The sequence below is a fragment of the Kutzneria sp. CA-103260 genome, assembly GCF_018263855.1.
Lineage (GTDB): Bacteria > Actinomycetota > Actinomycetes > Mycobacteriales > Pseudonocardiaceae > Kutzneria.
On the sequence record NZ_CP073318.1, the window covers coordinates 10,873,625 to 10,898,740 of the forward strand.

The following is a 25,116-nucleotide window of genomic DNA, read 5'->3' on the forward strand; positions in this document are numbered from 1 at the left end:
GCACGGTGGAGAGGTGCGGATCCTGGTAGTCGAGGATGAACAGCCGCTGGCCGAGGCGATCGCCCGGGGCCTGCGGCGTGAGGGTATGGCCGTGGACGTCGCCTTCGACGGCGAGTCCGGCCACGAGAAGGTCACCGTCACCCGGTACGACGTGGTCGTGCTCGACCGCGACCTGCCGAAGATGTCGGGTGACGAGCTGTGCCAGGAGATCGTGCGGTCGGGCGCGCTGACCCGGGTGATCATGCTCACGGCCAGCTCGGCCATCGAGGACCGGGTCGAGGGCCTGTCGCTGGGCGCGGACGACTACCTGGCCAAGCCGTTCGCGTTCGCCGAGCTGGTGGCCCGGGTGCGGGCGCTGGCCCGGCGGGCCACGCCGGCCACGCCGCCGGTGCTGGTCGCCGCCGACGTCGAGCTGGACCCGGCCAAGCGCACCGTCACCCGCTCCGGGCAGCTGGTCGACCTGACCCGCAAGGAGTTCGGCGTGCTGGAGGTGCTGATGGCCGCCGGCGGCACCGTGGTGAGCAGCGAGGAGCTGCTGGAACGGGTGTGGGACGAGAACGCCGACCCGTTCACCACCACCGTGCGGGTCACCGTCATGACGTTGCGCAAGAAGCTCGGGGAGCCGGGCATCATCGAGACCGTCGTCGGCTCCGGTTACCGTGTGCCTGCCGCCGGCCGGGTCGCCGGCACGGCACTGGACTCGGCTTCGGGAGCCCGACCTGCTGAAAGTTGACGTGCGCGCGGCCGACGCCGGCAGACTCCCGCCCCGGCGGCGGGGCCCGGGGCTGAGGCTGCGCATCACCACCGTCGCGGTTGTCATCGTCGCCGCGGTCAGCGCGCTGCTGCTGTGGCTGGGCTGGCTGCTGGTCGGCCTCGTCGTGCGCGGGGCCGTGCCGCAGCTGCCGGCCAGCAGCAAGATCGTCGTCGACGGCGTCGCCGTGGACGCCGCCCAACTCGGCGAGGTGCTGGAGCAGCACGCCCGGGCCCAGGTGCTCAGCGCCGGCGTCGTCGCCTTCGTGCTGCTGCTGATCGCCGCCGCCGTGCTCGCCTGGACCTTCACCGGCCGGGCCCTGCGCCCGCTGCACGAGGTCACCAGCACCGCCCAGCGGCTCTCGGCCGAGTCGTTGGGCGAGCGCATCGCCCTCAACGGGCCCGACGACGAAGTCGCCGAGCTGGCCGACACCTTCGACGCCATGCTCGACCGTCTCCAGGGCGCGTTCGACTCGCAGCGCCGTTTCGTGGCCAATGCCAGCCACGAGCTGCGTACCCCGCTGGCCGTGATCCGGACTGAGCTCGACGTCACGCTCTCCGACCAGCACGCCGACGTCGAGGAGCTGCGCCGGATGGCCGACGTCGTCGGCACCGCCGCCCTGCGGGCCGAGCAGCTGGTGGAGGCCCTGCTGCTGTTGGCTCGCACCGACGGCATCGGCTTGGCCGTGCACGAGCCCGTCGACGTCGCCGCCGTCGTGGCCAGCGCCTGGCGCTCCGCCGGCCGTGAGGCCGCCGCCCGGGGCGTCCGGGCCAACTTCGCCACTCCGCCCGCCCCCACCGTCGGCGACCCCGCCCTGCTCGAACGGGTGGCCGGCAACCTGCTGGAGAACGCCGTCCGGCACAACGTCGACGGGGGCTGGATCGAGGTCGCCACCGAGAGCGATCCCGAGTGGACCCGGCTGCGGGTCAGCTCCAGCGGCCAGCTCATCGCCCCCGAGCTGGTGGCCGAGCTCTTCGAGCCGTTCCGCCGCGGCGGCGTCGACCGCACCGCCCGCACCGGCACCGGCCTCGGCCTGTCCATCGTGCGGGCCGCCGTGGTCGCCCATGGCGGCGCCGTGCACGCCGACGCCGTCCCCGGCGGCGGCCTCGCCGTCACCGTCCGCCTCCCCAGCGGCCGCGACACCTGACCCACCCCTCGCGAGTCCCGCTCTCAGGCAACCGAATGTCGAGTTCCGGAACTCGACACATGCTTGCTCGAGAGCGGGACTCGCGGGTTTCTCGAGTTGCGGGGGTGAGACCTGGCTCTCATGGTGGAAGAACAGCCGTCGCTCGCTGTGTTGCACACAGTGACCGTGAATCGAGAAAGTGCGAGGGAAGCGTCTCCTATGCCTTTTGTCCCCACCATCAAGCTGAACAACGGCGTCGAGATCCCGCAGTTGGGGTTCGGCGTGTTCCAGGTGCCTGACGAGGAGACCACCGAGGCCGTCACCCGGGCGCTGGAGGCCGGGTACCGCAGCATCGACACCGCGGCCGCCTACGGCAACGAGCGGGGCGTCGGCGAGGCCATCAAGGCGTCCGGCATCGCCCGCGACGAGCTGTTCATCACCACCAAGCTGTGGAACTCGGCCCAGGGCTACGACAGCACCCTGCGGGCCTTCGACGACAGCATGGGCAAGCTCGGCCTGGACCAGCTGGACCTGTACCTGATCCACTGGCCGGTGCCGGCCGCCGACAAGTACGTCGACACCTGGAAGGCGTTCGAGAAGCTGCACGCCGACGGCCGGATCCGCGCCATCGGTGTCTCCAACTTCCAGCCCAGCCACCTGCGCCGGCTGCTCGACGAGGGCCTGACCCTGCCGTCGATCAACCAGGTTGAGCTGCACCCCGCGCTGCAGCAGGCCACGCTGCGGGCCTTCCACACCGAGCACGGCATCGCCACCGAGGCCTGGAGCCCGCTGGCCCAGGGCGAGGTCCTCGACGCCCCGGAGATCACCGCCATCGCCGCCAAGCACGGCAAGACGCCGGCCCAGGTCGTCCTGCGCTGGCACCTGCAGCTGGGCAACGTGGTGATCCCGAAGTCGGTCACCCCGAAGCGGATCGCCGAGAACATCGCGGTGTTCGACTTCGAGCTGGACGGCGACGACCTGGCCGCGATCACCGGCCTGGAGCGCGGCCACCGCACCGGCCCGGACCCGGACACCTTCAACCTCGGCGCCTGACGGATCCTTCGGATACGGCTGGCCGTCAGGGCCAGCCGTATTTGGCCGTGGTCGTGTTCGTCGGCCGCGCGGGCAGCTTCATGCAGGCGGCTTTTGCCTGATCCGGCAACCAGTTCGGCGGCAGCGGCTGCGTCTTGCGGGCCCGGTCGACCAGCGCCTTCAGGGCCTCGTACGTGTCGCCGTCGAGGCCCATCTCCTGGTAGTCGAGGCCGTAGTCCTTGGCGTTGCCGAGGATGTCCTTGGCCCAGTACACGATCTGGTTCACGCACACGCTCACCGGGTCCACTGTGGACGTTGTGGTGGGCGCGCCAGCGGTTGGCCTGCCCGCGCAGGCGGCGACCGTCACAAGGACGGCCGCGCCGACGAGCAGGCGTCCGGCCATCAGAACGCGTCGCCGCCGGAGAACTGCTCCTCCAGGGTGTCCACGGTGCCGGCGAGCAGGGTGAGCGGATCGACGAACTCGTTGATGTCGAGGTTGGACAGCGGCAGCGCGTGCCGGAGCACGACGTGCTCGCCCATGATGGCCACCCCGCCGACGACGGTGGTGTGCCCGACCTCCTTGAGCAGCGCGGGCAGGTTGACCTTGGTCGCCAGCCCGCACGGGGAGGCGATCTGCACCCAGTCCTCGCGGCCGTCGAGCACCTCGTGGCTGAGCCAGATCACCTGGCTGCGCTCGTCCTCGAACTGGACGTAGATGCTCACCTCGTCCGGCGTCTGGTCGATCACCTGGTATTCGCTGCGCACAAAGGAGACCAGGTCGCCCCACGTCGCCATGACTTCACCCATTCCGCCGGCTGAACAAGATCACTCGACCATAAGGCGTCACCGCGGACACGGATAGACCCTCGAGGGTGGTCACACGAGCCGAAGGTGTGCACCTCGCCCGCTGGGCAGCCGCAGGCCGGAGCCGGGCAGCGCGGTGACCACCAGGCCGAACACGATGCTGTTCAGCTCCTGGGTGCTCAGCAGCAGCTCGGCGGCCAGCTCGTGCGGGGTGACGCCCTGTTCCCGCAGCGCCCGGAACACCTTGGCCAGCAGCTGGGACGACTCCCGCGCGTCGCCGCCGGCGTCCGCCCGGGCCAACTCGGCGCACAGGGTCCGGTAGACGTCGTCGCCGACCTGGCGCAGTTCCCGCAGCCGCCGGGTCAGGGCCAACGGCGACACCCGCCAGCGCGGGCTGGCCCGCAGCACCTGGTCCCGGGACGGATCCTCGGGCACGTAGGTCAGCACGTCGACATCGGGCATCAGCATGGCGCTGGCGAAGGCGTCGGCCTCCGCCTCGACGTCGACGCCGGCCAGCGGCCGGTCGCCGCCGTGCAGGACCAGGTGCCCGAGCTCGTGGGCGGCGTCGAAGCGGCCGTCCTCGGCGGACTTGGCGGTGTTGAGGAAGACGTAGGGCACGGCGTCGTGCCAGAACGAGAAGGCGTCGACCTCGGTGTGGTCGACGCCGAGGGAGAAGACCCGGACCCCGTGGGCCTCCAGCAGGTGCACGAGATTGGGCGCCGGCTTGGAGCCGAGGTCCCAGTGCTCGCGCACGGCGTCGGCGGCGGCGCTCGGATCGCCGGCCGCGATCATGGGAACGTCGGCCGACGGCAACAGGAAACGGCGCTCCAGGAAGGCGTTGAACTCGATCGCCAGCCGGCCGGCGGCCAGCGCGCCGGCCCGCCGCCGCGCCGGCAGCTTGGCCCGCGCCCGGAACGACACCACGTCCTCGGTCAGCTCGGCCGGCTCGGCGGCGGTGAAGAACTCGACCGGAAAGCCCAGCACCCGGGCCAGCGCGGCCAGTTCGTCGGTCGTCGGGGCCCGCCGGCCGTGCTCGAAGTCCGACACCGACCGGGCGCTCACACCCAGTTCTCGCGCGAGGGCCGCGGCGGTCAGCTGACGCCGCTGTCGGGCGAGCTTGAGGCGGGCCGGGGTGAGCATGATGAGATCATTCTTCCGGGTGCTCACCCGGTCGACGCAACAGACGTCCCCGAACGGAGTGACGTGGCTGGTGCGCGCGCGGATTCAGTCCCGGGCGGACAGCCGCGTGCTGATCAACGTGACCAGCGCGACCACGGCCATCACGGCGGCGAACACGTAGAACGTGGCCGACAGGCCGATCCGGGTGGACACCACGCCGGCGGCGATCACCGGCACGGAGATCGCCAGGTAGGCCACCACGAAGAAGCTGGCCAGCACCTGGCCGCGCTGGTCGGCCGGGGCGGCCTGGGTGACCAGGCGGGTGCCGCCCATGAAGGCCAGCCCGAAGCCGACGCCGGTGACCACGTCGCCGGCCAGGAACAGCACGGCGCTGGTCAGGAACACCGAGGCGGCGACCAGGGCCATGCCAGCGATCAGCGCCACGCAGCCGACGGTTGCGGCGTCACGGCCGGACAGCCGGGTGAACGCGAGCTGGGACAGGCCGCCGACGCCCTGCACGGACAGGATGACGATGCCGGCGACGAGGTGGTTGTCGATGTGCAGCAGCTCCTTGGCCAGGCTGCCGCCCAGCGCCAGGTACAGGCCGCCGACCGACCACGCGGCCAGCACGCCGAGGCAGCCGATGAGGAAGGTCTTGCGCATCGACGCCGGCACGCCGATCCGCTGCGGCCGCAGCACGGTGCTGACCCGGATCGGCTCCCGGGCGGCGACGGTCTCCGGGATCTTCACGGCCAGCACCACCAGCAGCACGGCCCCGAGCACCAGCAGCAGCGCGTACGGCGTGGCCAGCGGCCACGGCGCCCACTGCGCCAGCGCGCCGGAGGCCACCGCGCCGACGGCGATGCCCATCGAGGTCGAGGTGCTGTTGACCAGCGCGGCGATCCGGCTGTCCCGGCGCGGGTGCAGGTCGGTCAGCGCGGCGCTGGCGGCGCCGGTGAACACGCCGGTGGCCAGGCCCTGCAGCAGCCGTGCGACGCACAGCCAGACCGTGTTGTCGGCCAGCAGGAACACGACCAGGCTGGCCAGCAGGCCGAGCACGCTGCCGATCAGCACCGGCCGCCGGCCGATCCGGTCGGACAGGCCACCGGCGAACAGCAGGGTGATGACCACGCCGCCCGCGTACAGCGCGTAGACGACGGTCAGCGTCGCGGCTGAGAAGTGCCAGCGCGCCTGGTAGTCGACGTACAGCGGCGAGGGAGTTCCGCTGGCCGCCAGGGCGAGCGCGATCGCCGCGGTCACGGTCCAGAACGCGAACGGGGAACGGGCCGGCCGGGTCTCGGGTGTGCGGTCGACGGGCAGGGCTGCTTGCGTGGTCATGCGCATTCTTCCTTTTGTGGAAGCGCCGGGATCGGCTCAACGATAGTGACGAAATGCCGCCGCGTCGAAGACGTGCGCCGCTATGCCGGCTATAAGTGCTAGGCTATAGCCCGATCTTCGGCGTGGTCATGGGGGCGGGAATTGGACGAGCTGGACGGGTTGGAAATCCGCCACCTGAGATATTTCCTGATGGTCGCGCGGACCGGCAAGATCCTGACCGCCTCGCAGGAGCTGAACATCGCCCAGCCCAGCCTCAGCCAGCTGATCCAGCGGTTGGAGCGCCGGCTGGGATTGACGCTGTTCAACCGCACCGCGCGCGGGGTGGAGCTGACCGCGGCCGGCGAGGTGTTCCGGCGCGGGGTGGAGCGCATGCTGGCCGAGCTGGACGAGGTGCTGGCCGAGGCCGGCTCGGCCGCGCTGGTGGTGCGGGCCGGGGTGTGCGCGGGCGTGTCGCCGGTATTGCTCGGAGACATAGAGAACGCCATCATCGCCAATTCGGGGAGAACTGTTTCTCCGCAGTTCTCCGCGGTGAGCTCCAGTCGTCAGCTGGAACTGCTCAGAACCGGCGAACTCGATTTCGCGATCGTGCGGCTGCCGCTGGACGGCGACGAGTTCGAGGTGGCCGGGATGGACGACCAGGAGCTCGGTGTGGTCGTGCACGCCGACCATCCACTGGCCGGCCGGGCCACGCTGGGCTGGGACGATCTGCGCGACCAGCGGCTGCTCTGGTTCGACGCCCGCCGCGCCCCCGGCTATGCCCAGGGCCTGCTGGCCGAGCTCGCCGGCCACGGCTGGCGGCCCCGCCTGCACACCGTCGACAACGACCGGCACGCACTGTTCACCCACACTCTCCGGGCGGCGCCGAACCTGGTCGCCCTGCGACCCCGGTCCACCGCTGAGGGGGATCCCCAGCTGGTCTGGATCCCGATCGCCGGCGACGACGTGCCCCGGGAGCGGTTCGGCCTGGCCGCGCTGCGGGAGGGTGTCCACGGCGCGACCGTGCGGCGGATCGCGGCGGCGACGCCGGCCTGAGGGGCGTGGCCCTTCGCGCGCTTGGGCAGCGGATCTCCCTGGTGCTGGGCCGAAGGCGGGGCCGGCCGACCGAAGTCCGCCGGCCCCGCCCCGATCACTTCGCGGTGCGGGCGGCGATGGTCTCGCCGCCGACTCCCCAGTTGTCCTTGCTGGTCTCCTCGATGGTGACCCACACCGACTCCGGCTTGGCGCCGGTCACCCGGACGTAGGTCTCGGTCAGCTCGCGGATCAGCTCCGCCTTCTGTCCGACGGTCTTGCCAATCACCTGGTTGACCTGGATCAGCGGCACGGTGGTTCTCCTGTTCGTGGTTTCCTTGCTATGAAAGCAGTTCTGACGGGGTGTGGGCGGTGATGGCGGCCACCCGGCCGGGGCCCAGCCCGGCCTCGGCGAACCACTTCCCGGCCAGCTCCAGCCAGTCGTCGACGTCGGGCTGGTCGGGCTGCCCGAGGTCGGAGCTGTGCACCAGCCGGGGATGGGCCCGCAGCACCTCGCCGAACCGCTCGGCGTCGTGCTGGCCGAGCAGCCGGGTCAGCGCTGTCAGTTCGACGTACACCGAGGGCACGGCGGCCAGATCGCCGAGATCGGCGGTGGTCAGCCCGCACATCGGATGCGTGGGATGGGTCAGCAGCAGCCGGTCCAGCCCCAGCGCGACGGCTTCGTCCACGACCGTCAGCACCTCGTCCCGGTCGGCGTGACCGGTGGCGACGACCACCGGCAGGTCCCGGGCGGCCCGAAGGATCTCCCGGACCGCCGGCAGCGATTCGCGGATCCCCTTGCCATGCAACGAAGGCACGTCCATCAGCGGGTGGAACGGCACCCGGTTGAGCCGTGACGCGTGTCCGCCGACCAGCGTGGGCAGGTAGACGATGAGCCGGGGCCCGTCGTCGCCGTGCTCGAACACGGCCCGCTCCACGGTCCGTGACTCGAGCCCGCCGCCGATGTCGTTCAGCGTCACCGATCCGGAGACCGGCAGGCCTTCCTGCCGGGCCTCCCACGCGGCCGCGGCCGTCGACCCGAGGTGGCTCTTGACCACCACCCAGCCGCCCAGTTCGGCGTAGCGGCGGCCGGTGGCCAGCACCGACCGGCGCCGACGGTAGAGGTCGGAGCCGGCATGGTGGTGCAGGTCGACGAACCGGGCCAGCGGCTCAGGCATGAACCGGCGCCTGCCAGGGCGTGGCGTAGCCGTGGGCCGCCCGCGCCTCGTCCAGCCGGCTGCCGGCGGCGACGGCGGCCGCGATCCGGTGCTCGGTGGCCTCGACCCGTTCGGCCCGCTCGACCACCTCAACCGCACGCTCGGCCGGCACCACCAGGGCGCCGCTGTCGTCGGCCACGATCACGTCGCCGGGCCGCACGACCGTGCCGTGCACGTCGACGTCCGCCCCGACTTCGCTGAGCTCCACCCGGTTCTTGCCGCTGACCATGGTCACGCCGGTGCTGAACAGCGGGTAGCCCGCCGCCCGGACCTCGGCGATGTCCCGGGCCGAGCCGTGCAGCACGGTCCCGCGCACGCCACGGGCCTGGGCCACCGCGGTCAGCAGCGATCCCCAGTTGGTGCAGGACGTGTTGCCGCCGTTGTCCACCACGACGACCGAGCCGGCCGGCACGTCGTCCAGGTAGTTGGCGGCGTTGCGGAACTTCGGCCCGTCGCCGCTGACCGGCCGGTATGTCACCGTGTGGGCCGGCCCGCAGGTCTTGCTGCCCGGCACCCGGGCGGCGACGCCGGCGAGCACGCCGGCGATGCCCAGGCTGTCCAGCGCGTCGGACACCGCGGCGGTGTCCAGCCTGGCCAGCCGGTCGATGATCTCCTGGTCGATCACTGTTCCCCCTCGTCCAGCGCGCGGACCGCACTCCACGCGTAGAAGGCGGCGGCGTAGTCGGCCACCTCCGGCCCGCGCTTGGGCACGGCCAGTTCAAACGTCCTCGTGGTCCCGTGCACGGTCACTTCGGCGGTCAGCGTGAGCGTGCCGGAGTACTCGGTCGGGCCGCCCGACCACGCCGACCGGCCCCTGATCGCCAACTCCGGGCCGCTGGTTCCGTTGACCTGGAACCGATCCCCGCCGAATTCCATGTCCACTGTGGACATTTTGAACGACTTTGTGGCCAGCTCGGCCAAGGCGTCCCGGCCGGAACGGCTGACGGTGTGCCGGCCGAGCACGTGCTCGACGTCCGCCGGCAGCTCCGGGCCGTCGGCCGGCCTGGTCACCGTGACGTCTACGTACGGGTAGTTCCACAGGTAGGAAACCCTTACGTGGTCGGCGATCGGAGCCAGCGCGGCGTCCACGTCGGCCGCGATGTCGCCCTCGATCACGCCCAGCAGCCGCCAGGTCGTGGCCTCCGGCCGGGGCCCGGCCGGCAGCTCGGCCACCGCCGCCTCGGCCATCGGCAGGCACTCCTTCGGCGGGCCGGGCAGCATCAGCACGGTCGTGCCCGGCAGGTCGACCCGGGCGCCCCAGGCCGAACCGTTCTCGTTGGGCAGCAACCGACTTCCGGCCGGGAACAGCGCCTGCCGCCGGTTGTCCTCGTGCACGGTCAGGCCGAACGACTCCAGCCGTCGGCACACCGCCTGCCAGGCCGTCTCGTCGTGCGCCAGCGGCCGGTCGCAGGCCGACGCCACGGCGTCCCTCGTGACGTCGTCGGAGGTGGGGCCGAGACCGCCGAGCACCACGATCACGTCGTCCGCGCCGATGCGGGACCGCACGCTGTCCTGGATGTCGGCCAACGTGTCGCCCACGGTCGCCCTACTGCGCACCTGGTAGCCGGCGGCGTCCAGTATCCGGCTGACGGCCGTGCTGTTGGTGTCGCTGACCTTGCCGCTCAGCAGCTCGTCGCCGACCGCGATCACCGACGCCTGCTTGGTGACGGAGCCGCCGGCCAGCGCGGATTCCACTGCTGCGGTGGCGACTTCCGTGGTGGCAGTGCCGCCGAGGTCGTAGGTGACGGCGCGACGGGCTCGGGCCACCGCCCGCACCGCCGCGCGGATCTGCTCGGCCGGGGGCGGCAACTCCAGGTGGCGCAGCAGCAGCGACACCGTCAGGAACAACGCCATCGGGTTGGCCTTGTGCTGCCCGGCCATGGCCGGCGCGCTGCCGTGCACCGGCTCGAAGTAGCTGCCGTGCTCGCCGATGTTGCCGCTCGGGGCCAGGCCCAGGCCACCCATCACGCCCGCGCCGAGGTCGGACAAGATGTCGCCGAACATGTTCTCGGCGATGACCACGCCGAACCGCTCGGGCCGGCGGACCATCCACAGCGCCACCGCGTCCACGTTCAGGATCTCCGGCTCGACGTCCGGGTACTCGGCCGCGATGAGCTCCAGCCGGCCGCGCAGCGCGTTGCTGCTGGCCCGCAACACGTTCGGCTTGTCGGCCAGCGTCAGCCGGCGGTAGCCGTTGGCCCGCGCGTGCTCGAAACCGAAGCGCAGCAGGCGATCCACGCCGAACCGGGTCTGCAGGCGCAGGGTGGCGCTGGTCGCCTCTGGGCCGGAGGCCGCCGCGTTCGGGTGCTCCTTGACGACATCCCACAGCGCCGGCGTCAGGCCGTGGAAGTCCAGACCCGCGTACAGGCCCTCGGTGTTCTCCCGGATCACCGAGAACGCGAACCGGTCGGCGCGCACGTCGGCCACCGGGCGAACGTTGGCGTACAGGGAAAGCCGCTGCCGGAGCTGCACGACCGGCGAGACGTAGGACAGGCCGGTGCCGCGCAGGTGCTCGGCCAGTTCGGCCTCGGCCTCCCGCACCGGCTTGCTGGTGATCGCGCCGAGCAGGCAGGTGTCGGTCTCGTCGAGCAGCTTCCAGGTCCGCGGCGGAACCGCGTCCCCGTGCTCGCACCACGACGTCCAGCCGACCTCGCCGAACCGGAACTCCAGCGGCAGCCCCATCCGGTCGATGACCGGCAGCACCGTGTCGACCACCTCCGGGCCGATGCCGTCCCCGGGCAGCACTGCGATGGTCTTCATCGGCTCAGGTTCTCCTTTACGAACCGGTCGAGGTGATCGATGACGAACTCCGGTCGGTCGTGCTGCGGCCGCATGCCCGCGCCGGGCACCACGACGACCTCGCCGACCACATGCTCGGCGGTGACCAGCTGGGACCGCTCGCCGACGAACTGCGACAGCGGACCTTGGTAGGAAAGGACATTTGCTGTCAGATCGAGGTCGTACAGCAGCCGCATCCCGCCGGCGATCCGTCGGCGGGCCGTCTCGTCCTCGGGGACCGGCGGCGTTGTCGGCACCGAAGTGCCTTGCGGTGCAACGAGTTCCGCCAGCCTTCGGAGCGACGCAGTGAGGTCGTCCGCCTCGACGATGGACGCCAGCCGGCTGGCCAGTGTGTGGTCGGCCTTGGTCGGCGCGGACACCAGCAGCACCGGCACCGCGTCGAGCGTGGGCAGCAACGCCTGTACAACCGCGCCGCCGAGTGCGTTGCCGGCGACCAAGTCCGCTTCCTGGGCCTCGGTTGCCCAGCGTGCGGCCAGATCGGCCACGCTGGTCACCGAATCGTCCAAACGCGACAGCGTGTCGACCACCTCGATCCGGCAGCCCAGCTCGGTGAGCCGGCGGATCACGGGGCCGAAGAACCGGCCCCCGTCCCAGTGCGGCAGCACCGGGGCACAAACCAGGACTCTTGGGCCAACGACATTTGGGCCAAGCGCACGCGGGTCCGTCATCCCGCGGCGGCGAGCGACTTGGCGGCGTGCACGGCCTGCCGGTGGTCGTCGTGCTCGATGCTGCCGCGCATCTCCACCGACAGGTCGAAGTGGCCGAGCACCAGGTCGGGCAGCGGCAGCGACGGCGCCGACTCGGGCACGCTGCGGCCCAGCAGGTCGGCCAGGTGCAGCACGGTGCCCAGGTCGTAGCCGGTGGCCCGGGAAGTCCGGTCCAGGTAGGCGATCCACTGCTCGGCCACCAGATTGCCGGGGCCCTTGCCCATGCCCAGCACCGAGGAGTCCATCCAGCTCGCGCCGGCGTCGACGGCGGCCATCGCGTTGGACATCGCCAGCCCGAGGTTGTTGTGCGCGTGCAGGCCGACCTCGGCGCTGGCCACGGACTTCACCAGCGTGGTCAGCCGCGCGGTCTGGGCCGGCAGCATGCTGCCGTTGGAGTCGGCCAGGTAGACCACGTCCGCACCGGCCTCGGTCGCGTCCACGGCCAGGTCGACGACCTTGCGGGCCGGCAACTGCGAGACGCGGGTCAGGTTCACGCAGGTGGTGAACCCGGTGTCCTTGGCCCGGCGGACCGTGTCGAAGGCGGGCTGCGGGTCGCCGGCCGCGACGCAGACGCGCAGCAGGCGGGCGCCGGCGTGGTACATGGCCGGGATGTCGGTGTCGTCGATGTTGCGCGGGTGCAGGATCAGGCCCACGTGCTGCGGGCCGACCTCGTCGGCGATCGCCGCGATGTAGTCGTCGTCGCCCCGGCCGGTCAGGCCCAGGTTCGGCGTCGGCTTGAACGAGCCCTTGCGGTAGGCGATCTCGACCCAGTCGAAGCCGGCGGCGACGCTCAGCCGGGCGTGCGTGCGGGCGTAGTCCAGGTCGAAGCCGAACCCGTTGCGGTAACCGCCATCACGTAACGTGACATCAATGTTGACGAGCGTCACAATGCCCCCCACGAAGTGTTAACAGAATTTAACGGAATCGGACGGGCGGCCTTCCGGGGAGCTCCCCAGCTCCGGTCGCGCGGGGCCACCGCGTTCGACCGGAAAATTATTTGGCGGGGATTCCTCGCGTCAAGTCGACGGGCGGCTATAGCCGGTATAGGGCAGCGGCTATCGGGAACGATTCCGAGTGGACAGCCGGCAGGTCGAGGCTCACTCAGGCCAGTCTGGACGGAGGTGGTGGAGTGGGTTATGAGCCCACTCACACATACTTGGAGCGTGCCTACCCGTCGGTAATATCAATGGCGGGTTAAGGCGTCCGACAGGGCAGAACACCGTGACCGCCCTACCGCCGTTCGGCGGCCAGGCGTCACGGATTCCGAGAATTGGTCATGAATCGTTTCCCGGGCTAGCCGAGCCGGCTGGCCAGTGCGCGGCCTAATGCCGTGCCGGACAGCCAGGCCGTCTGCAGTCGAGACGGCCCCCACGCGTCACCGCACACCCCGATGTTGTCGTCGTCCAGGTGGAACGGTTGGGTGGACGGCGATTCCGGGCGGGCGTGCAGCCACTGGTGGGCGTAGCCGGTGACCGGCCGCGCCGGCAGTCCGAGCACCGCCTCCACAGCGTCCTCCACCTCGGCGATGACCTGGTCGTGGGCGCCCAACCGGTCCGCCGTGTAGGCGGCCGTCGTGTGCGCGACCAGCACCGGCTCGCCGTCGCCGCGGCGGTCGCCGTCGTCGCAGATGGACGTCAGCACCTCGTGGCCGTTCACGAACGCGCCACCGAAATCGGGCCAAGTCCGTTCGGGATAGCGCAACGTCACCGCGAACGACGGCTGCCAGTCCTGGCCGTCCGCCGCCGCGCGTGCCGCCCGCAGGCACGGATCCAGCACCGCCAGCGCCTGCGGGCCCGGCATCGCCAGCACGACCGCGTCCACCGGGACGCCGTCGACCATCGGGCCCGGCTCCACCGCCGTCACCGCGTGCTGGAGCTTGACCGTCAGACCGTCCGCCAGGTTCTCGGCCAGGCTGCGCAGTCCGCGCGGCGCGGCCCAGCGCATCGGGCCCGGCCGTGACTCCCGCTGGCCGCCCTCGAAGGCGACCAGCGTGTCGGTCCACTCGCGAGCCAGGCCGGCGTCGCGCCAACCCTGCACCATCGCGTCGAAATCCGGGTCGCTCACCGTGAAGTAGGCCGCCCCGATGTCGGCCGGGCGGCCGTCGTAGCGGCGGGTCGCCAGGCGGCCACCGACCACCGGGGTCCGCTCCAGCACCCGGACATCGATGCCGGCGTCGACCAGGACACGGGCACAGGCCAGGCCGGCGATGCCGGCGCCGACGACCACAACGCTCACGATCACCACAGTAAGGGCGTCACTCCCACACCTGGATCGCCCGTACCACAAATGGCGCATTCGGCACGTACACGCCGCCCTTGGGATACGTGGTGAACTCCGCCTCGGTCGAGCAGCGCACGCCCTCGTAGACCGAGACGTCCTTGGTCATCGCGTTGACCAGTGACTTGGCCACCAGCTCCTCGGGCAGCGGCACGCACTGGTTGGGATTGGCCGTCTGCAGGTTCAGTCGCGCCGCCTTGCCGGTGAAGTTGGCCCCGCTCCACGCGCAAAACGAGCCGGCGTCGCATTTGGCGTCGGTCGGCCCGGCCTGGAGCTTCGACCCGACTCGCGGTCTCGGCGGCAGCAACCCAGCCAGGCTCCGCCCCGTCACCGCTTCCGCTGCTTGTTGCTGCGTCACGGTTCCCGCTGCCGTCGGCCGGTCCGCCGAGGTTCCCGCCGTCGTCTGCCGCGCCGTCGCTTCCGCCGTCGGCGCCACTGTTCCCGCCGTTGCTGTGGTGATCACCACGGCCGCCGTGATGATCATCATTCGGACTGTCATGCCCGACTCCTCCCCAGTTCGTTTCCCCTGCTAGGAGCCTTGTCCCGGCGGCTGTCCGCGTCCGCGGTTCCCGTCCCGTTCACCCGTCCGTGAATGCGGTTCACCCGGCGGTGAGCTACCCCACGCCGGGAACGTGTTCACGGCCGGGCCAAAGGGGGTAAGACATGGTTGTGGCAACCACTCTTCTGACCCGTCCCGCCCCGCAGCTCCGTCGTGACCAGCGCGCTCTGGTGGAGGCGATCAGGCGTATGACGGAGTTCGAGGCGGTCGCCGTGCTCCGTGGATTCGACAAGACAAGCCGGGCCACCCGCGACGCGATCGCCGAGGTCGTTCGGGGACACGGCGGTCGGGTCATCGACGTCACCCCCGTGCCGGGCCTTGGCGAACTGGGCACCGTGCCCGCCGCCGACCTGGTCGTCGCCACCAACCGCGCGCTGGCCCCGGCGGCCGAGCGCTGCGCCGCCTACTGGAACGTGCCGGCCGTCGTCCCCGGCGACGGCGAGGGCGAGCACGGCCGCCTCGTGCGGACCCGCCAGCCCGGCGTCTACGTCACTCACGGCGAGACCGGCCGCGACGTCGCTGTCCGCCAGCTCCGGCTGCTCGGGCCGGTCAACTGGACCGACGGCACCGCCCCGGCCCGCCCGGCCGAGGAGCTCGTGCTCAAGCCCACCCTCGGCGGCATGGTCGTCACCGCCCAGTACGCCGGCACCTCGGTCACCCGCCCGGTGTCCCGCATGATCGAGGTGGAGATCACCGACGAGGTCGTCGCCGAGATCGACGGCCACGCCGCCCTCGTCGGCGTCGGCCGCTACGAGGCCCGCCCCACCACCCGCCCGGTCTGCCGCGTCACCGTCAACGGCTGACCACCCGCAGGACCCGCTCGGTCAGGTCGATCATCCGCGGCACGTCGCCGTCGTTGGACAAGGCGGCGACACCGACACCGCGCTCGGGCAGTCGGATTGTCTTGGCGGTCCAGCCGCCGGACCAGCTGCCGCCGTGGCTGTGCACGAGGACGCCGTCGAGCCGGCTGACCCTTACGCCCCAGGCGTAGTCGATCGGTTCGCCGGCATCGAGCCGGCCGGGTTCGCCGATCAGGTCCCGCACTCGGTCGGCGAGGGCGCCGCCGGGCAGTAGCGCGTCGTTCCACCGTCCCAGGTCATCGGCGGTGGACCACGCGCCGCCGTCGCCGATGCTCAACGGTAGCGGCCATTCGCCTTCGGTTGTGGGACAACCAATCGCAGCGTCGGCCGGCGGGGTGTCGGCGCAGAATCGGGTCTGCGTAAGGCCGAACGGCTCGAACAGCTCGCGCCGGGCCAGGTCCGCGAACGGCGTGATGCGGTCGATGGCCGCGACCAGGCAGATATAGCCGGCATTGCAGTACTCGTACCGACTGCCCGGCGTGAAACGAAGTTCGGTGCAGTCGGCCAGTGCCCGCAGCACGGACGGGCTGTCCCAGTGGGATTCGCCGACGCGGTCCTGGAGTTCGGGGTCAGCGGGCAGGCCGCCGGTGTGGTGGATCAGGTGTCGGATCCGCACCTTGTCGGCCCATGCGGGCAGCTCCGGCAGCCACTCGCGCAGTCACGACTCGACGTCGATAAGTCCTTGCACCACAAGCAAAGCCGTGCAGACCCCGACCATCTGCTTGGACACCGAGGCGAGGTACGGCACTGTGGTCGGGGTGAACGGCGTGTGCGGCCCCGCCAACCCTGACGCGACCTCCCTGACGCCCTTGCCGTTACGGACCACGACGGCCACCCCGGGCCCGTCGGCCCTGTAGCCAGCCGCCGCGATCAGGTCATCCAATGCCGAGCCTCTTCGACAGGCTCATCGCGTCGATCGGGGCTCGCACCTTGGCGTCGTTGTCGAAGTAGACGTGGACGTCGCCGCGGCGGTGCCACTTGCGGACCTTCCTGGCCCAGCGGTCCAGGGCCTCGTCGGTGTAGCCGCTGACGTACAGCTCCTCGTCGCCGTGTAGGCGCGCATAGGCGAAGTCGGCCGTCAACTCCTCGAAGTACGGCCACTTCTTCGCCGTGTCGGCCACCACCAGGGCCACGTTGTGCTCGCGCAGCAGCCGTAGGCACTTCTCGTCCTGGAAGCTCACGTGCCGGGGCTCCAGGGCGTGCCGCAGCGGTCGGTCCTCGTCGACCCGCAGCCCCTCGTCGTCCTCGATCCGGTCGTCGTGCCGTGCGCCGAGTTTTGCCGCCGCCGCAGTGCTTTGCGGCAGCAGAGCCAGGAACTCCGCCAGCACCTCCGCGTCGAACCGCAGCGTCGCCGGCAGCTGCCACAGGATCGGGCCCAGCTTTCCCTCCAGCCGCAACACCCCCGACGCCAGGAAGTTCGCCACCGGCGTCTCCGTGTCCTTGAGCCGCTTCATGTGCGTGATGAACCTCGGCGCCTTGGTCGCGAACACGAACCCCGCCGGCGTCTGCTCCGCCCATCCCACAAAACTCGCCGGCCGCTGCCGCCCGTAGAACGTCCCGTTGATCTCCACCGAGTTCAGCCGCCCGGCCAGATACGCCAGCTCCCGCTTCTGCGCCACGCCCTTCGGGTAGAACGTGCCCCGCCACGGCGGGTACACCCAGCCCGACGTCCCGATCCGGATCACCGTGACATCCTGCGCCGCCCGTCGCGGTCCCGCCACCCACAAGGAAAAAGCCCGTCGTCTGTGGGGGGACGACTGGCTCTCTCGGCGGCAGGCCCCGGATCAGGGGTTCGGGATCCGGAGCCTGCCGACGACGGATCAGGCGGGGACCGAAGCCACGCCCTGGGCCAGGAAACGCTTGCCGGTGACGCGTTCGGAGACGCCGGCGCGGTCCAGGTACGGGGTGATGCCGCCGAGCCAGAACGGCCAGCCGGCGCCGAGGATGAGGCACAGGTCGATGTCCTGGGCCTCGGCGACGACGCCCTCGTCGAGCATGAGGCGGATCTCCTGGGCCAGCGCCTCCTCGGCGCGGGTGCGGAGCTGCTCGGCGGTCAGCGGAGTGCTGCCGGGCTGCCACAGGGCGGCGACCTCGGGGTCGACCTGGGGCTGGCCGGAGGCGTCCCAGGTGTAGACCGCGGTCTTGCCGGCGGCGACGAAGCGCTTCATGTTCTCGCTGACGCCGAAGCGGTCCGGGAACGCGGCGTGCATCGTCTCGGCGACGTGCAGGGCGACGGCGGGGCCGACGAGCTGCAGCAGGATCAGCGGGCTCATGGGCAGGCCCAGGGGATCGAGGGCCTTGTCGGCGACCTCGAACGGGGTGCCCTCGTCGACGGCCCGGATGACCTCGCCCAGGAAGCGGGTGAGCAGGCGGTTGACGACGAACGCGGGCGCGTCCTTGACCAGCACGCTGGACTTCTTGAGCTGCTTGCCGACCGCGAACGCGGTGGCCAGCGTGGCGTCGTCGGTCTGCTCGCCGCGCACGATCTCCAGCAGCGGCAGCACGGCGACGGGGTTGAAGAAGTGGAAACCGACGACCCGCTCGGGGTGCGAGAGCTTCGAGGCCATCTCGGTGATGGACAGCGACGAGGTGTTGGTGGCCAGCACGCACTCGGCCGAGACGTGCTCCTCGACCTCGGCGAACACCTGCTGCTTGACCGACAGCTCCTCGAACACGGCCTCGATGACGAAGTCGGCGTCGGCGAAGGCGGCCTTGTCCAGGGAGCCGCTGACCAGAGCCTTGAGGCGGTTGGCGGCGTCGGGGGACAGGCGCTTCTTACCGAGCAGCTTGTCGATCTCGCCGTGCACGTAGCCGACGCCCTTGTCCACCCGCGCCTGGTCGACGTCGGTGAGCACGACGGGCACCTTGAGCTGCCGCGCGAACAGCAGCGCCAGCTGGCTGGCCATCAGGCCGGCGCCGACGATGCCGACCTTGGTGACCGGTCGGGCCAGGGACTTGTCCGGCGCGCCCGCGGGCTTGCGGGCCCGCTTCTGCACCAGGTTGAACGAGTACAGGCCGGTGCGCAGCTCATCGGTCATGAGCAGCTCGGCGAGCCCGTCGGTCTCGGCGGCGTAGCCGGCGTCGAGGTCGTTGCCACGAGCCAGTTCCAGCAGCTCAAGGGCCTTCGTGGCGCCCGGCGAGGCGCCATGGGTCTTGGCCTCGACGAACGCCCGGCCACGGGCCAGGGCGGCGTCCCACGCCTCGCCCCGGTCGACGTCCTTGCGCTCCACCTTGACGTCCCCGTTGACGACCTTGGCCAGCCACGCCAGCGACTGCTCCAGGTAGTCGGCGGAGTCGAAGACCACGTCGAAGATGCCGAGCCCGGCCGCCTGCGCCGGCTTGAGCATCTTGTTCTGGTTCAGGGCGTTCTCGATGATCACCGTCACGGCCGCGTCCGCGCCGATCAGGTTGGGCAGCAGCTGCGTGCCGCCCCAGCCCGGGAACAGGCCCAGGAACACCTCGGGGAAGGCGATCGCGGCGGCGTTGGACACCAGGGTCCGGTAGTGGCAGGACAGCGCCAGCTCCAGGCCGCCGCCCATGACCGCGCCGTTGACGAAGGCGAAGGTCGGGATCGTCGACTCGGTGAACCGGCGGAACACGTCGTGCCCGGTCTGGGCGATCTGGCGGGCCAGCTCCGGCGAGGACAGCTGCTCGACCCCGGACAGGTCGGCGCCGACGGCGAACACGAACGGCTTGCCGGTCACGGCGATGGCGGCCGGCTCGGCGGCCAGCGCCTCGTCCAGCGCGGCGTTCAGGCTGACCAGGCTCTGCGGTCCGAAGGTGGACGGCCGGGTGTGGTCGTGCCCGTTGTCGATGGTGATCAGGGCGACCGGCTTGGCCAGCCCCGGCACCGGAACCAGACGGGTGACGGCCTTGGTGACGACCTCGTCCGGGAAGGCCTGCGCGGCCTGCTCAGCGGTGATCACTTGTCGCCTCCCTCGAAGTGCGGGTTCTCCCAGATCACGGTGCCGCCCATGCCGATGCCGATGCACATGGTGGTGATGCCGTAGCGGACGTCGGGCCGCTCGGCGAACTGGTGGGCCAGCTGCGTCATCAGCCGCACGCCGGAGGACGCCAGCGGGTGGCCGGTGGCGATGGCGCCGCCCCACTGGTTGACCCGCGGGTCGTCGTCGGCGATGCCGAAGTGGTCGAGGAAGGCCAGCACCTGCACGGCGAAGGCCTCGTTGACCTCGAACAGGCCGATGTCGGAGATGCTCAGGCCGGTGCGGGCCAGCGCCTTCTCGGTGGCCGGCACCGGGCCGACCCCCATCACCTCGGGCTCGACGCCGGCGAAGGCGTAGCCGACCAGCCGCATGGCCACCGGCAGACCCAGCTCGCGGGCGGTCTCCTCGTCGGCCAGCAGGCAGCCGGTGGCGCCGTCGTTGAGACCGGCGGCGTTGCCGGCGGTCACCCGACCGTGCGGGCGGAACGGCGTCTTCAGCGTGGCCAGGTCCTCGACGGTGGTGCCCGGACGCGGCGGCTCGTCGGCGGTGGCCAGGCCCCAGCCCTTGTCCGCGGAGCGGGTGGCGACCGAGACGAACTCGGGGCCGATCTTGCCGGCCTTCACGGCGGCGTCGTACTTGGCCTGGGAGGCGGCGGCGAACGCGTCGGCCCGGTCCTTGGTGATGCCCGGGAACCGGTCGTGCAGGTTCTCCGCGGTCTGGCCCATGACCAGCGCGGAGGTGTCCACCAGGCGGTCGGCCAGGAAGCGCGGGTTGGGGTCGACGCCCTCGCCCATCGGGTGCCGGCCCATGTGCTCGACACCGCCGGCGATGACCACGTCGTAGGCGCCGAAGGCGATGCCGCCGGCCGCGGTGGTCACGGCGGTCATGGCGCCGGCGCACATCCGGTCGATGGCGTAGCCGGGCACCGACTTGGGCAGGCCGGCCAGCAGCGCGGCGGTCCGCCCGATGGTCAGGCCCTGGTCGCCGATCTGGGTGGTGGCCGCGATGGCGACCTCGTCCACCCGCTCCGGGGGGAGCTCCGGGTGCCGGCGCAGCAGCTCGCGGATCACCTTGACGACGAGGTCGTCCGCGCGGGTCTCGGCGTAGATGCCCTTCGGGCCCGCCTTGCCGAACGGCGTGCGGACGCCGTCGACGAAGACCACGTTGCGCACGGCCCGTTCCGTCATCGGCGCTACTGGTGCGGCCACGGCGTGCTCCTCCTCAGCTCTGAGTACGGGTCGACCGGGGTCACTACCGGCCGGTAACCCGAACTCTAGTCGGAGTTACTGGCCGGTAACCAGCAGGGTGGTCGATCTCATGCTGCCGCAGCCCGCAGCGACTTGCTGAGCGGCTCGGCGGTGAGCTCGACCTGCCACGGCCGGGCGTGTCCGGCGGCCAGCACCTCGGCCACCGCGGTCGGATCGAGGTCGGCCGGCGGCTCCCAGCAGGTGCGCCGCACCAGGTCGGGCAGCAGCAGGTTCTCCACCGGCAGCTTCAGGCTCTCGGCGATGGAGGTCAGCGCCGCCCGCGCCGCGGCCAGCCGGGCGGCGGCGTCCGGGTCGCGGTCGGCCCAGCGGTTGGGCGGCGGCGGGCCGTCGTGCGCGGGGGAGACCTCCGGCAGCTCCTTGCGGTTCAGCGACCGGGCCTTGACCAGGGCGTCCGCCCACACCTTCACGGTGCGCCGCTGGGAACGGCCGCGGAACACCGGCAGCGCCAGCAGATCGGCCTCGGTCGCCGGATCGGTCACGGCGGCGTCGATGATCGCGCTGTCCGGCAGCACCCGGCCGGGGGCGATGTCCCGCTGGCGGGCCAGCCCGTCCCGGGCCTCCCACAGCGCCCGCACGGCGGCCAGCTGGCGGGGATTGCGCAGCCGGTGGATGCCGGACGTGCGCCGCCACGGCTCGGCCCGCGGCTTGGCCGGCGGCGCGGTGCGCACCGCCTCGAACTCCTGCAGGGCCCACTCCAGCTTGCCCTGCTCACGCAGCTCGTCCTCCAGCACGTTGCGCAGCGGGACCAGCAGCTCCACGTCGAGAGCCGCGTAGGTCAACCAGTCCTGCGGCAGCGGGCGGCGCGACCAGTCGGCGGCCCCGTGGCCCTTCTCCAGGTGGTAGCCGAGCAGGCGCTCCACCATCGAGCCCAGGGCGACCCGGTCGAAGCCGGCCAGCCGGCCGGCCAGTTCGGTGTCGAACAGGGTTGCCGGTCGCAGGCCGAGCTCGGCCAGACACGGCAGATCCTGGGACGCCGCGTGCAACACCCACTCGGTGTCGGCGATGGCGTCCACCAGCGGGTCGATCCGGCCGCTGAGCGCGACCGGATCGACCAGCACGGTGCCTGCCTGCTCTCGACGCAGCTGCACCAGGTAGGCGCGCTGCGAGTAGCGGTAGCCCGATGCCCTTTCGGTGTCCACCGCCACCGGACCCGTCCCGTCCGCCAGCGTTGCGGCCGCGCGCCGCAGCGTTGCCGGATCGGAGACCACTGGCGGAACCCCCTCAGCGGGTTCGGTCAGCAGCACCGGGGTTTCTCCGGTCGGGTCCTTTGGTTCAGAGCAGGGTGCATCCACGGCGGAAGACCCTACGTCCTCGACGCCCCGCGCGGGCGTGGATCACGTTCTGCTCGGTCTTCGCGTCGTCTTGCATCCGTATTTCCGTACTCAGCGGATCACGCCGGCCCGCATGGCCAACGCCACCATCTGAGCGCGATCCCCGGTGCCCAGCTTCCGGCCGATCCGCGACAGGTGAGACTTCACCGTGAGCGCGGACAGGTTCAGAGCCTCGCCGATCTCCTTGTTGGACTGGCCATCGGCGACCAGCTGGAGCACCTCGACCTCACGTGCGGACAGCTCCCGCGGCGTGTTGTCGGTTCCGGGCACCCGGGTTCCCGCAGCGAGGACCGGGGCCACACTCGGGTCCGCGTAGACGCCACCGTCGAGAACTCGGCGCACTCCGTCGGTGACCACCATCGGCGACGCGGACTTCAGCAGGTACGCCTGGGCGCCTGCCTGGAAGGCCGAGCGGACCGCATAGGGGTCGTCGGAGGACGCGAGCACCACGATGCGCGGCCAACCCTGAGCACGGAGTTCCGTGACCAGGTCGATGCCGCTTCCGTCGGGCAGCCCGAGATCAAGGATCGCCAGGTCGCACGGCCCCGTGGCCAGGGCACGCGCCCTCGCCTCGGCCACCGATGCGGCCTCGTGCACTGTGCCGGCACCCATCTGGGTAAGCCGAGCGGCTATCGCCTCCCTCAACAGTGGGTGGTCGTCAACCACCAGCACTGAAAACAGCTCTTCCCGCGGGTGCGGGACCATGTTCGCCGGCAACGAGCCGGCTGGCGTGGTACGAACGGCCTGACCTAAGCCGACGGCAGCCACGTCACTACCTCCCTGGAGTCGGTCGTGCCCCCCGACCGGCACCGGGACTTTCGTCCAATCAGCCGCGCCACTGATCGACCGAAAGTGGTGTCGACGGCAGCAGCGTAGCCGCCCAAGCGGGTCAGCGGGACGATCAAATGGGTATCTGTCCCGATCGAGTTGTGACTGGCGGCCAGGTTTGTCGCACGATCGAGGGACTCCTGGCGAGATGGCTAACGCGAGAACGCTTCATAACGACATGAAGGAGTTGCGGTCGTGACGATCGGCTCGGAACGCGCAGATGGCCGTGCTGCTGCACGTGCAAACGCCCTACTGCGGCGGGTCCAACTGGCGGATGGCCACAACGACCTGCCGTGGGCGCTGCGCGAACTGGCCGGTGGAAGGGGCTGGTCGGCCGACTGGGCCCAGGCCGACCTGACGGTTCGGCGCACGGATCTGCACACCGACCTGGTCCGGCTCCGCGAAGGGGCGCTGACCATGCAGTTCTGGTCGGTGTACGTGCCCTGTCGGCTCGCCGGTCACAGCGCGGTCACGGCCACGCTGGAGCAGATCGAAGTCGTGTATGAGCTGGTCAACCGCTATCCGGAGCATCTTCAGCTGGCGCTGACGGTTGACGACGCGGAAGCCGCCTTCGCCGCCGGCCGGATCGCCTCGCTGCTCGGCGCCGAGGGCGGCCACAGCATCAACAACTCGCTCGGCGCGCTGCGGGCGCTGCACCGACTGGGTGTCCGCTATATGACGCTGACGCACAACAACAACACCGACTGGGCCGATTCGGCGACCGACGAACCCGCCCACGACGGGCTCACCGACTTCGGCCGTGACGTGGTGCGCGAGATGAACCGGCTGGGCATGCTGGTCGACCTGTCGCACGTCGCGCCGTCGACCATGCGCGACGCGCTGGCGGTCAGCGAGGCGCCGGTCATCTTCAGCCACTCCTCCTGCCGCGCGGTCGCCGACCACCCCCGCAACGTTCCCGACGACGTGCTGGCCGAGATGGCGGCCAAGGGTGGTGTGTGCATGGTCACATTCGTGCCGAGGTTCGTGTCGCAGCCCTACGCCGAGTGGGACGCGAAGCTCCGCGAGGCCATGACGGCGGCCGGCGCCGACCACAACGACCTGGCCGAACGCGGCAAGTTCGCCGAGGGCTGGACCGGCGGCGGGCCGCGGCCGAAGGTCACGGTGGACGACGTGGTCGCGCATCTGGAGCACGCCCGCGAGGTCGCCGGCATCGACCACATCGGGCTGTGTGGCGACTACGACGGCGTGCCCGAGCTGCCCGAAGGCCTGGCGGACGTCTCCTGTTATCCGCGCCTGTTCACGGAGTTGCTGGAGCGTGGCTGGAGCGAGCAGGAGTGCACGAAGCTCGCCGGCGCGAACACGCTGCGTGTGCTCCGGGCGGCTGAACAGTTCAGCCGCAAACTTCACCCGATCGTGTGATGGCAAACGGGCAAATTCAGCGCGCCACGGGGCCCTGACGGCCTATGGGCGCTGCACGTGCACGCCACAACCCATGCTGGGAAGGGGGCTTTCCCTGCGTTCAACGCAAGGAAAGCCCCCTTCCCAGCGGAAAAATGGGGGTCAGAGGCTGGACTGGCGCTGGCTGAAGAGCGTGACCCCGACCGGCGGCAGGCCGACCGTGCTGGACAGCAGCTCGCAGAAGGCCTCGCCGTGCGCGGTCAGCTCCGCGTCGGTCGCCGTCCACGAGGCGCGCAGCTCCAGGTCGTCGGTGCGGGCCGGGCCGGAGATGTCGCCGAAGCGGGCCGACGAGTTCTGGGTGACGGTGCCGCCCAGCGCCGTCCACTTGGCCGCCGAGCCCTCCAGCGCGTCGGTCAGCCAGGACCAGGCCACCGCCGGCAGCAGCGGATCCGACGCCAGCTCGGCGTCCAGCTCGGCCCGGATGAACGCGACCACCCGCAGCACCCCGCCCCAGGCGTCCTCGGCCGCCGGGTCGTGCAGCAGCACCAACTTCCCGGTGGCTATCTCGTCGGCAGGCCCGCTGGCTTCCGCGCTGAAGGCGAACGACCACGGCGCCAGCCGCTGTGGCGCACGGACCTCGGCCAGTTCGACCTCCGGTCGAGGACGCACCGACCTGAGCGCTTCCACTGCCTGCCGGAACAGCGCTGGCTCCTCCGACATCCCGGTCACATCCAGTGACCTTACGGGCAATCGCGCGCCGAAGTCCCGCACGACACGACGGATTCCGCA

Annotated in this window: 23 protein-coding genes and 2 pseudogenes; 6 read left to right on the top strand and 19 right to left on the bottom strand. The window is 71.1% G+C overall.

All coding sequences use genetic code 11. From position 1 onward, the window contains the following. Nucleotides 1-13: 13 nt before the first annotated feature. From JJ691_RS48840 to JJ691_RS48850, 3 genes are all read left to right on the top strand, one after another. Nucleotides 14-733: a response regulator transcription factor gene (locus JJ691_RS48840; RefSeq protein WP_211766170.1), complete on the top strand. Its 720-nt coding sequence runs from the start codon at nt 14-16 to the stop codon at nt 731-733. Between the two features lies 1 nt (nt 734). Continuing rightward, nucleotides 735-1,898, top strand: a complete 1,164-nt coding sequence (locus JJ691_RS48845; RefSeq protein ID WP_211766171.1) for a sensor histidine kinase — start codon at nt 735-737, stop codon at nt 1,896-1,898. 198 nt (nt 1,899-2,096) lie between these two features. Further along, the gene (locus JJ691_RS48850) at nt 2,097-2,930 is read left to right on the top strand and encodes an aldo/keto reductase (protein ID WP_211766172.1); all 834 of its coding nucleotides are present in this window, start codon (nt 2,097-2,099) and stop codon (nt 2,928-2,930) included. A gap of 25 nt (nt 2,931-2,955) precedes the next feature. Here the strand turns inward: JJ691_RS48850 and JJ691_RS48855 are convergent, their stop codons facing one another. The 4 genes from JJ691_RS48855 to JJ691_RS48870 all read right to left on the bottom strand — a co-directional run bounded on the left by JJ691_RS48855 (nt 2,956) and on the right by JJ691_RS48870 (nt 6,170). Further along, a complete protein-coding gene (locus JJ691_RS48855; protein WP_211766173.1) occupies nt 2,956-3,207 on the bottom strand; it encodes a hypothetical protein in 252 nt (83 codons plus the stop codon). Between the two features lie 104 nt (nt 3,208-3,311). Beyond that, nucleotides 3,312-3,704, bottom strand: a complete 393-nt coding sequence (locus JJ691_RS48860; protein ID WP_211766174.1) for a hypothetical protein — start codon at nt 3,702-3,704, stop codon at nt 3,312-3,314. Nucleotides 3,705-3,785: 81 nt separating this feature from the next. Further along, nucleotides 3,786-4,880 (bottom strand): helix-turn-helix domain-containing protein, encoded by a 1,095-nt coding sequence (locus JJ691_RS48865; protein ID WP_211766175.1) that lies wholly within the window; start codon nt 4,878-4,880, stop codon nt 3,786-3,788. 57 nt (nt 4,881-4,937) lie between these two features. After that, complete coding sequence (locus JJ691_RS48870) at nt 4,938-6,170, bottom strand: MFS transporter (RefSeq protein ID WP_211766176.1); 1,233 nt, start codon at nt 6,168-6,170, stop codon at nt 4,938-4,940. A 141-nt stretch (nt 6,171-6,311) separates the two neighbouring features. Here JJ691_RS48870 and JJ691_RS48875 point away from each other — a divergent pair, with 141 nt between their 5' ends. Then, nucleotides 6,312-7,202 (top strand): LysR family transcriptional regulator, encoded by an 891-nt coding sequence (locus JJ691_RS48875; protein WP_211766177.1) that lies wholly within the window; start codon nt 6,312-6,314, stop codon nt 7,200-7,202. A gap of 94 nt (nt 7,203-7,296) precedes the next feature. Here JJ691_RS48875 and JJ691_RS48880 read toward each other — a convergent pair. The 8 genes and pseudogenes from JJ691_RS48880 to JJ691_RS48915 all read right to left on the bottom strand — a co-directional run. Then, nucleotides 7,297-7,497: pseudogene (locus tag JJ691_RS48880) on the bottom strand (tautomerase family protein); the annotation flags it as partial. 22 nt (nt 7,498-7,519) lie between these two features. Continuing rightward, a complete protein-coding gene (locus JJ691_RS48885) occupies nt 7,520-8,356 on the bottom strand; it encodes a DUF6282 family protein (protein ID WP_211766179.1) in 837 nt (278 codons plus the stop codon). After that, nucleotides 8,349-9,020 carry an RraA family protein gene (locus JJ691_RS48890; protein WP_211766180.1) on the bottom strand — a complete coding sequence of 224 codons (672 nt, stop codon included), beginning with the start codon at nt 9,018-9,020 and terminating at the stop codon, nt 8,349-8,351. The genes JJ691_RS48885 and JJ691_RS48890 overlap by 8 nt, the downstream gene beginning before the upstream one ends. Then, nucleotides 9,017-11,155, bottom strand: coding sequence for an isocitrate/isopropylmalate family dehydrogenase (locus JJ691_RS48895; protein ID WP_211766181.1), 2,139 nt, complete (start codon nt 11,153-11,155; stop codon nt 9,017-9,019). Before JJ691_RS48895 ends, JJ691_RS48890 begins: the two co-directional genes overlap by 4 nt. Next, entirely contained in the window at nt 11,152-11,799 is a 648-nt protein-coding gene (locus tag JJ691_RS48900) for an alpha/beta fold hydrolase (RefSeq protein ID WP_211766182.1), read from the bottom strand. The genes JJ691_RS48895 and JJ691_RS48900 overlap by 4 nt, the downstream gene beginning before the upstream one ends. Before the next feature lie 59 nt (nt 11,800-11,858). Further along, entirely contained in the window at nt 11,859-12,788 is a 930-nt protein-coding gene (locus JJ691_RS48905) for a hypothetical protein (RefSeq protein ID WP_211766183.1), read from the bottom strand. Nucleotides 12,789-13,194: 406 nt separating this feature from the next. Next, nucleotides 13,195-14,136, bottom strand: coding sequence for an NAD(P)/FAD-dependent oxidoreductase (locus JJ691_RS48910; protein WP_249227521.1), 942 nt, complete (start codon nt 14,134-14,136; stop codon nt 13,195-13,197). Between the two features lie 19 nt (nt 14,137-14,155). Next, entirely contained in the window at nt 14,156-14,677 is a 522-nt protein-coding gene (locus tag JJ691_RS48915; protein ID WP_249227522.1) for a peptidase inhibitor family I36 protein, read from the bottom strand. Nucleotides 14,678-14,847: 170 nt separating this feature from the next. On the opposite strand from JJ691_RS48915, the gene JJ691_RS48920 reads away from it, so the two are divergent. Beyond that, entirely contained in the window at nt 14,848-15,540 is a 693-nt protein-coding gene (locus tag JJ691_RS48920) for a hypothetical protein (RefSeq protein ID WP_211766185.1), read from the top strand. Here the strand turns inward: JJ691_RS48920 and JJ691_RS48925 are convergent. From JJ691_RS48925 to JJ691_RS48955, 6 genes and pseudogenes are all read right to left on the bottom strand, one after another. Beyond that, nucleotides 15,530-16,432: pseudogene (locus tag JJ691_RS48925) on the bottom strand (serine hydrolase domain-containing protein). The gene JJ691_RS48920 and the pseudogene JJ691_RS48925 overlap by 11 nt on opposite strands. A 40-nt stretch (nt 16,433-16,472) precedes the next feature. Beyond that, a complete protein-coding gene (locus JJ691_RS48935) occupies nt 16,473-17,273 on the bottom strand; it encodes a DUF72 domain-containing protein (protein ID WP_211772216.1) in 801 nt (266 codons plus the stop codon). Between the two features lie 144 nt (nt 17,274-17,417). Continuing rightward, nucleotides 17,418-19,523, bottom strand: coding sequence for a 3-hydroxyacyl-CoA dehydrogenase NAD-binding domain-containing protein (locus tag JJ691_RS48940; protein ID WP_211766188.1), 2,106 nt, complete (start codon nt 19,521-19,523; stop codon nt 17,418-17,420). Beyond that, nucleotides 19,520-20,713, bottom strand: a complete 1,194-nt coding sequence (locus JJ691_RS48945) for a thiolase family protein (protein ID WP_211772217.1) — start codon at nt 20,711-20,713, stop codon at nt 19,520-19,522. The genes JJ691_RS48940 and JJ691_RS48945 overlap by 4 nt, the downstream gene beginning before the upstream one ends. Before the next feature lie 143 nt (nt 20,714-20,856). Further along, the gene (locus JJ691_RS48950; protein ID WP_249227523.1) at nt 20,857-22,053 is read right to left on the bottom strand and encodes an HRDC domain-containing protein; all 1,197 of its coding nucleotides are present in this window, start codon (nt 22,051-22,053) and stop codon (nt 20,857-20,859) included. A 138-nt stretch (nt 22,054-22,191) separates the two neighbouring features. Then, complete coding sequence (locus JJ691_RS48955) at nt 22,192-22,908, bottom strand: response regulator (protein WP_035969312.1); 717 nt, start codon at nt 22,906-22,908, stop codon at nt 22,192-22,194. A gap of 255 nt (nt 22,909-23,163) precedes the next feature. Here JJ691_RS48955 and JJ691_RS48960 point away from each other — a divergent pair, with 255 nt between their 5' ends. Beyond that, complete coding sequence (locus JJ691_RS48960; RefSeq protein ID WP_249227524.1) at nt 23,164-24,348, top strand: dipeptidase; 1,185 nt, start codon at nt 23,164-23,166, stop codon at nt 24,346-24,348. Between the two features lie 141 nt (nt 24,349-24,489). On the opposite strand, the gene JJ691_RS48965 is transcribed toward JJ691_RS48960, so the two are convergent. After that, the gene (locus tag JJ691_RS48965) at nt 24,490-25,047 is read right to left on the bottom strand and encodes a DUF3000 domain-containing protein (RefSeq protein ID WP_442912576.1); all 558 of its coding nucleotides are present in this window, start codon (nt 25,045-25,047) and stop codon (nt 24,490-24,492) included. Between the last annotated feature and the right edge of the window lie 69 nt (nt 25,048-25,116).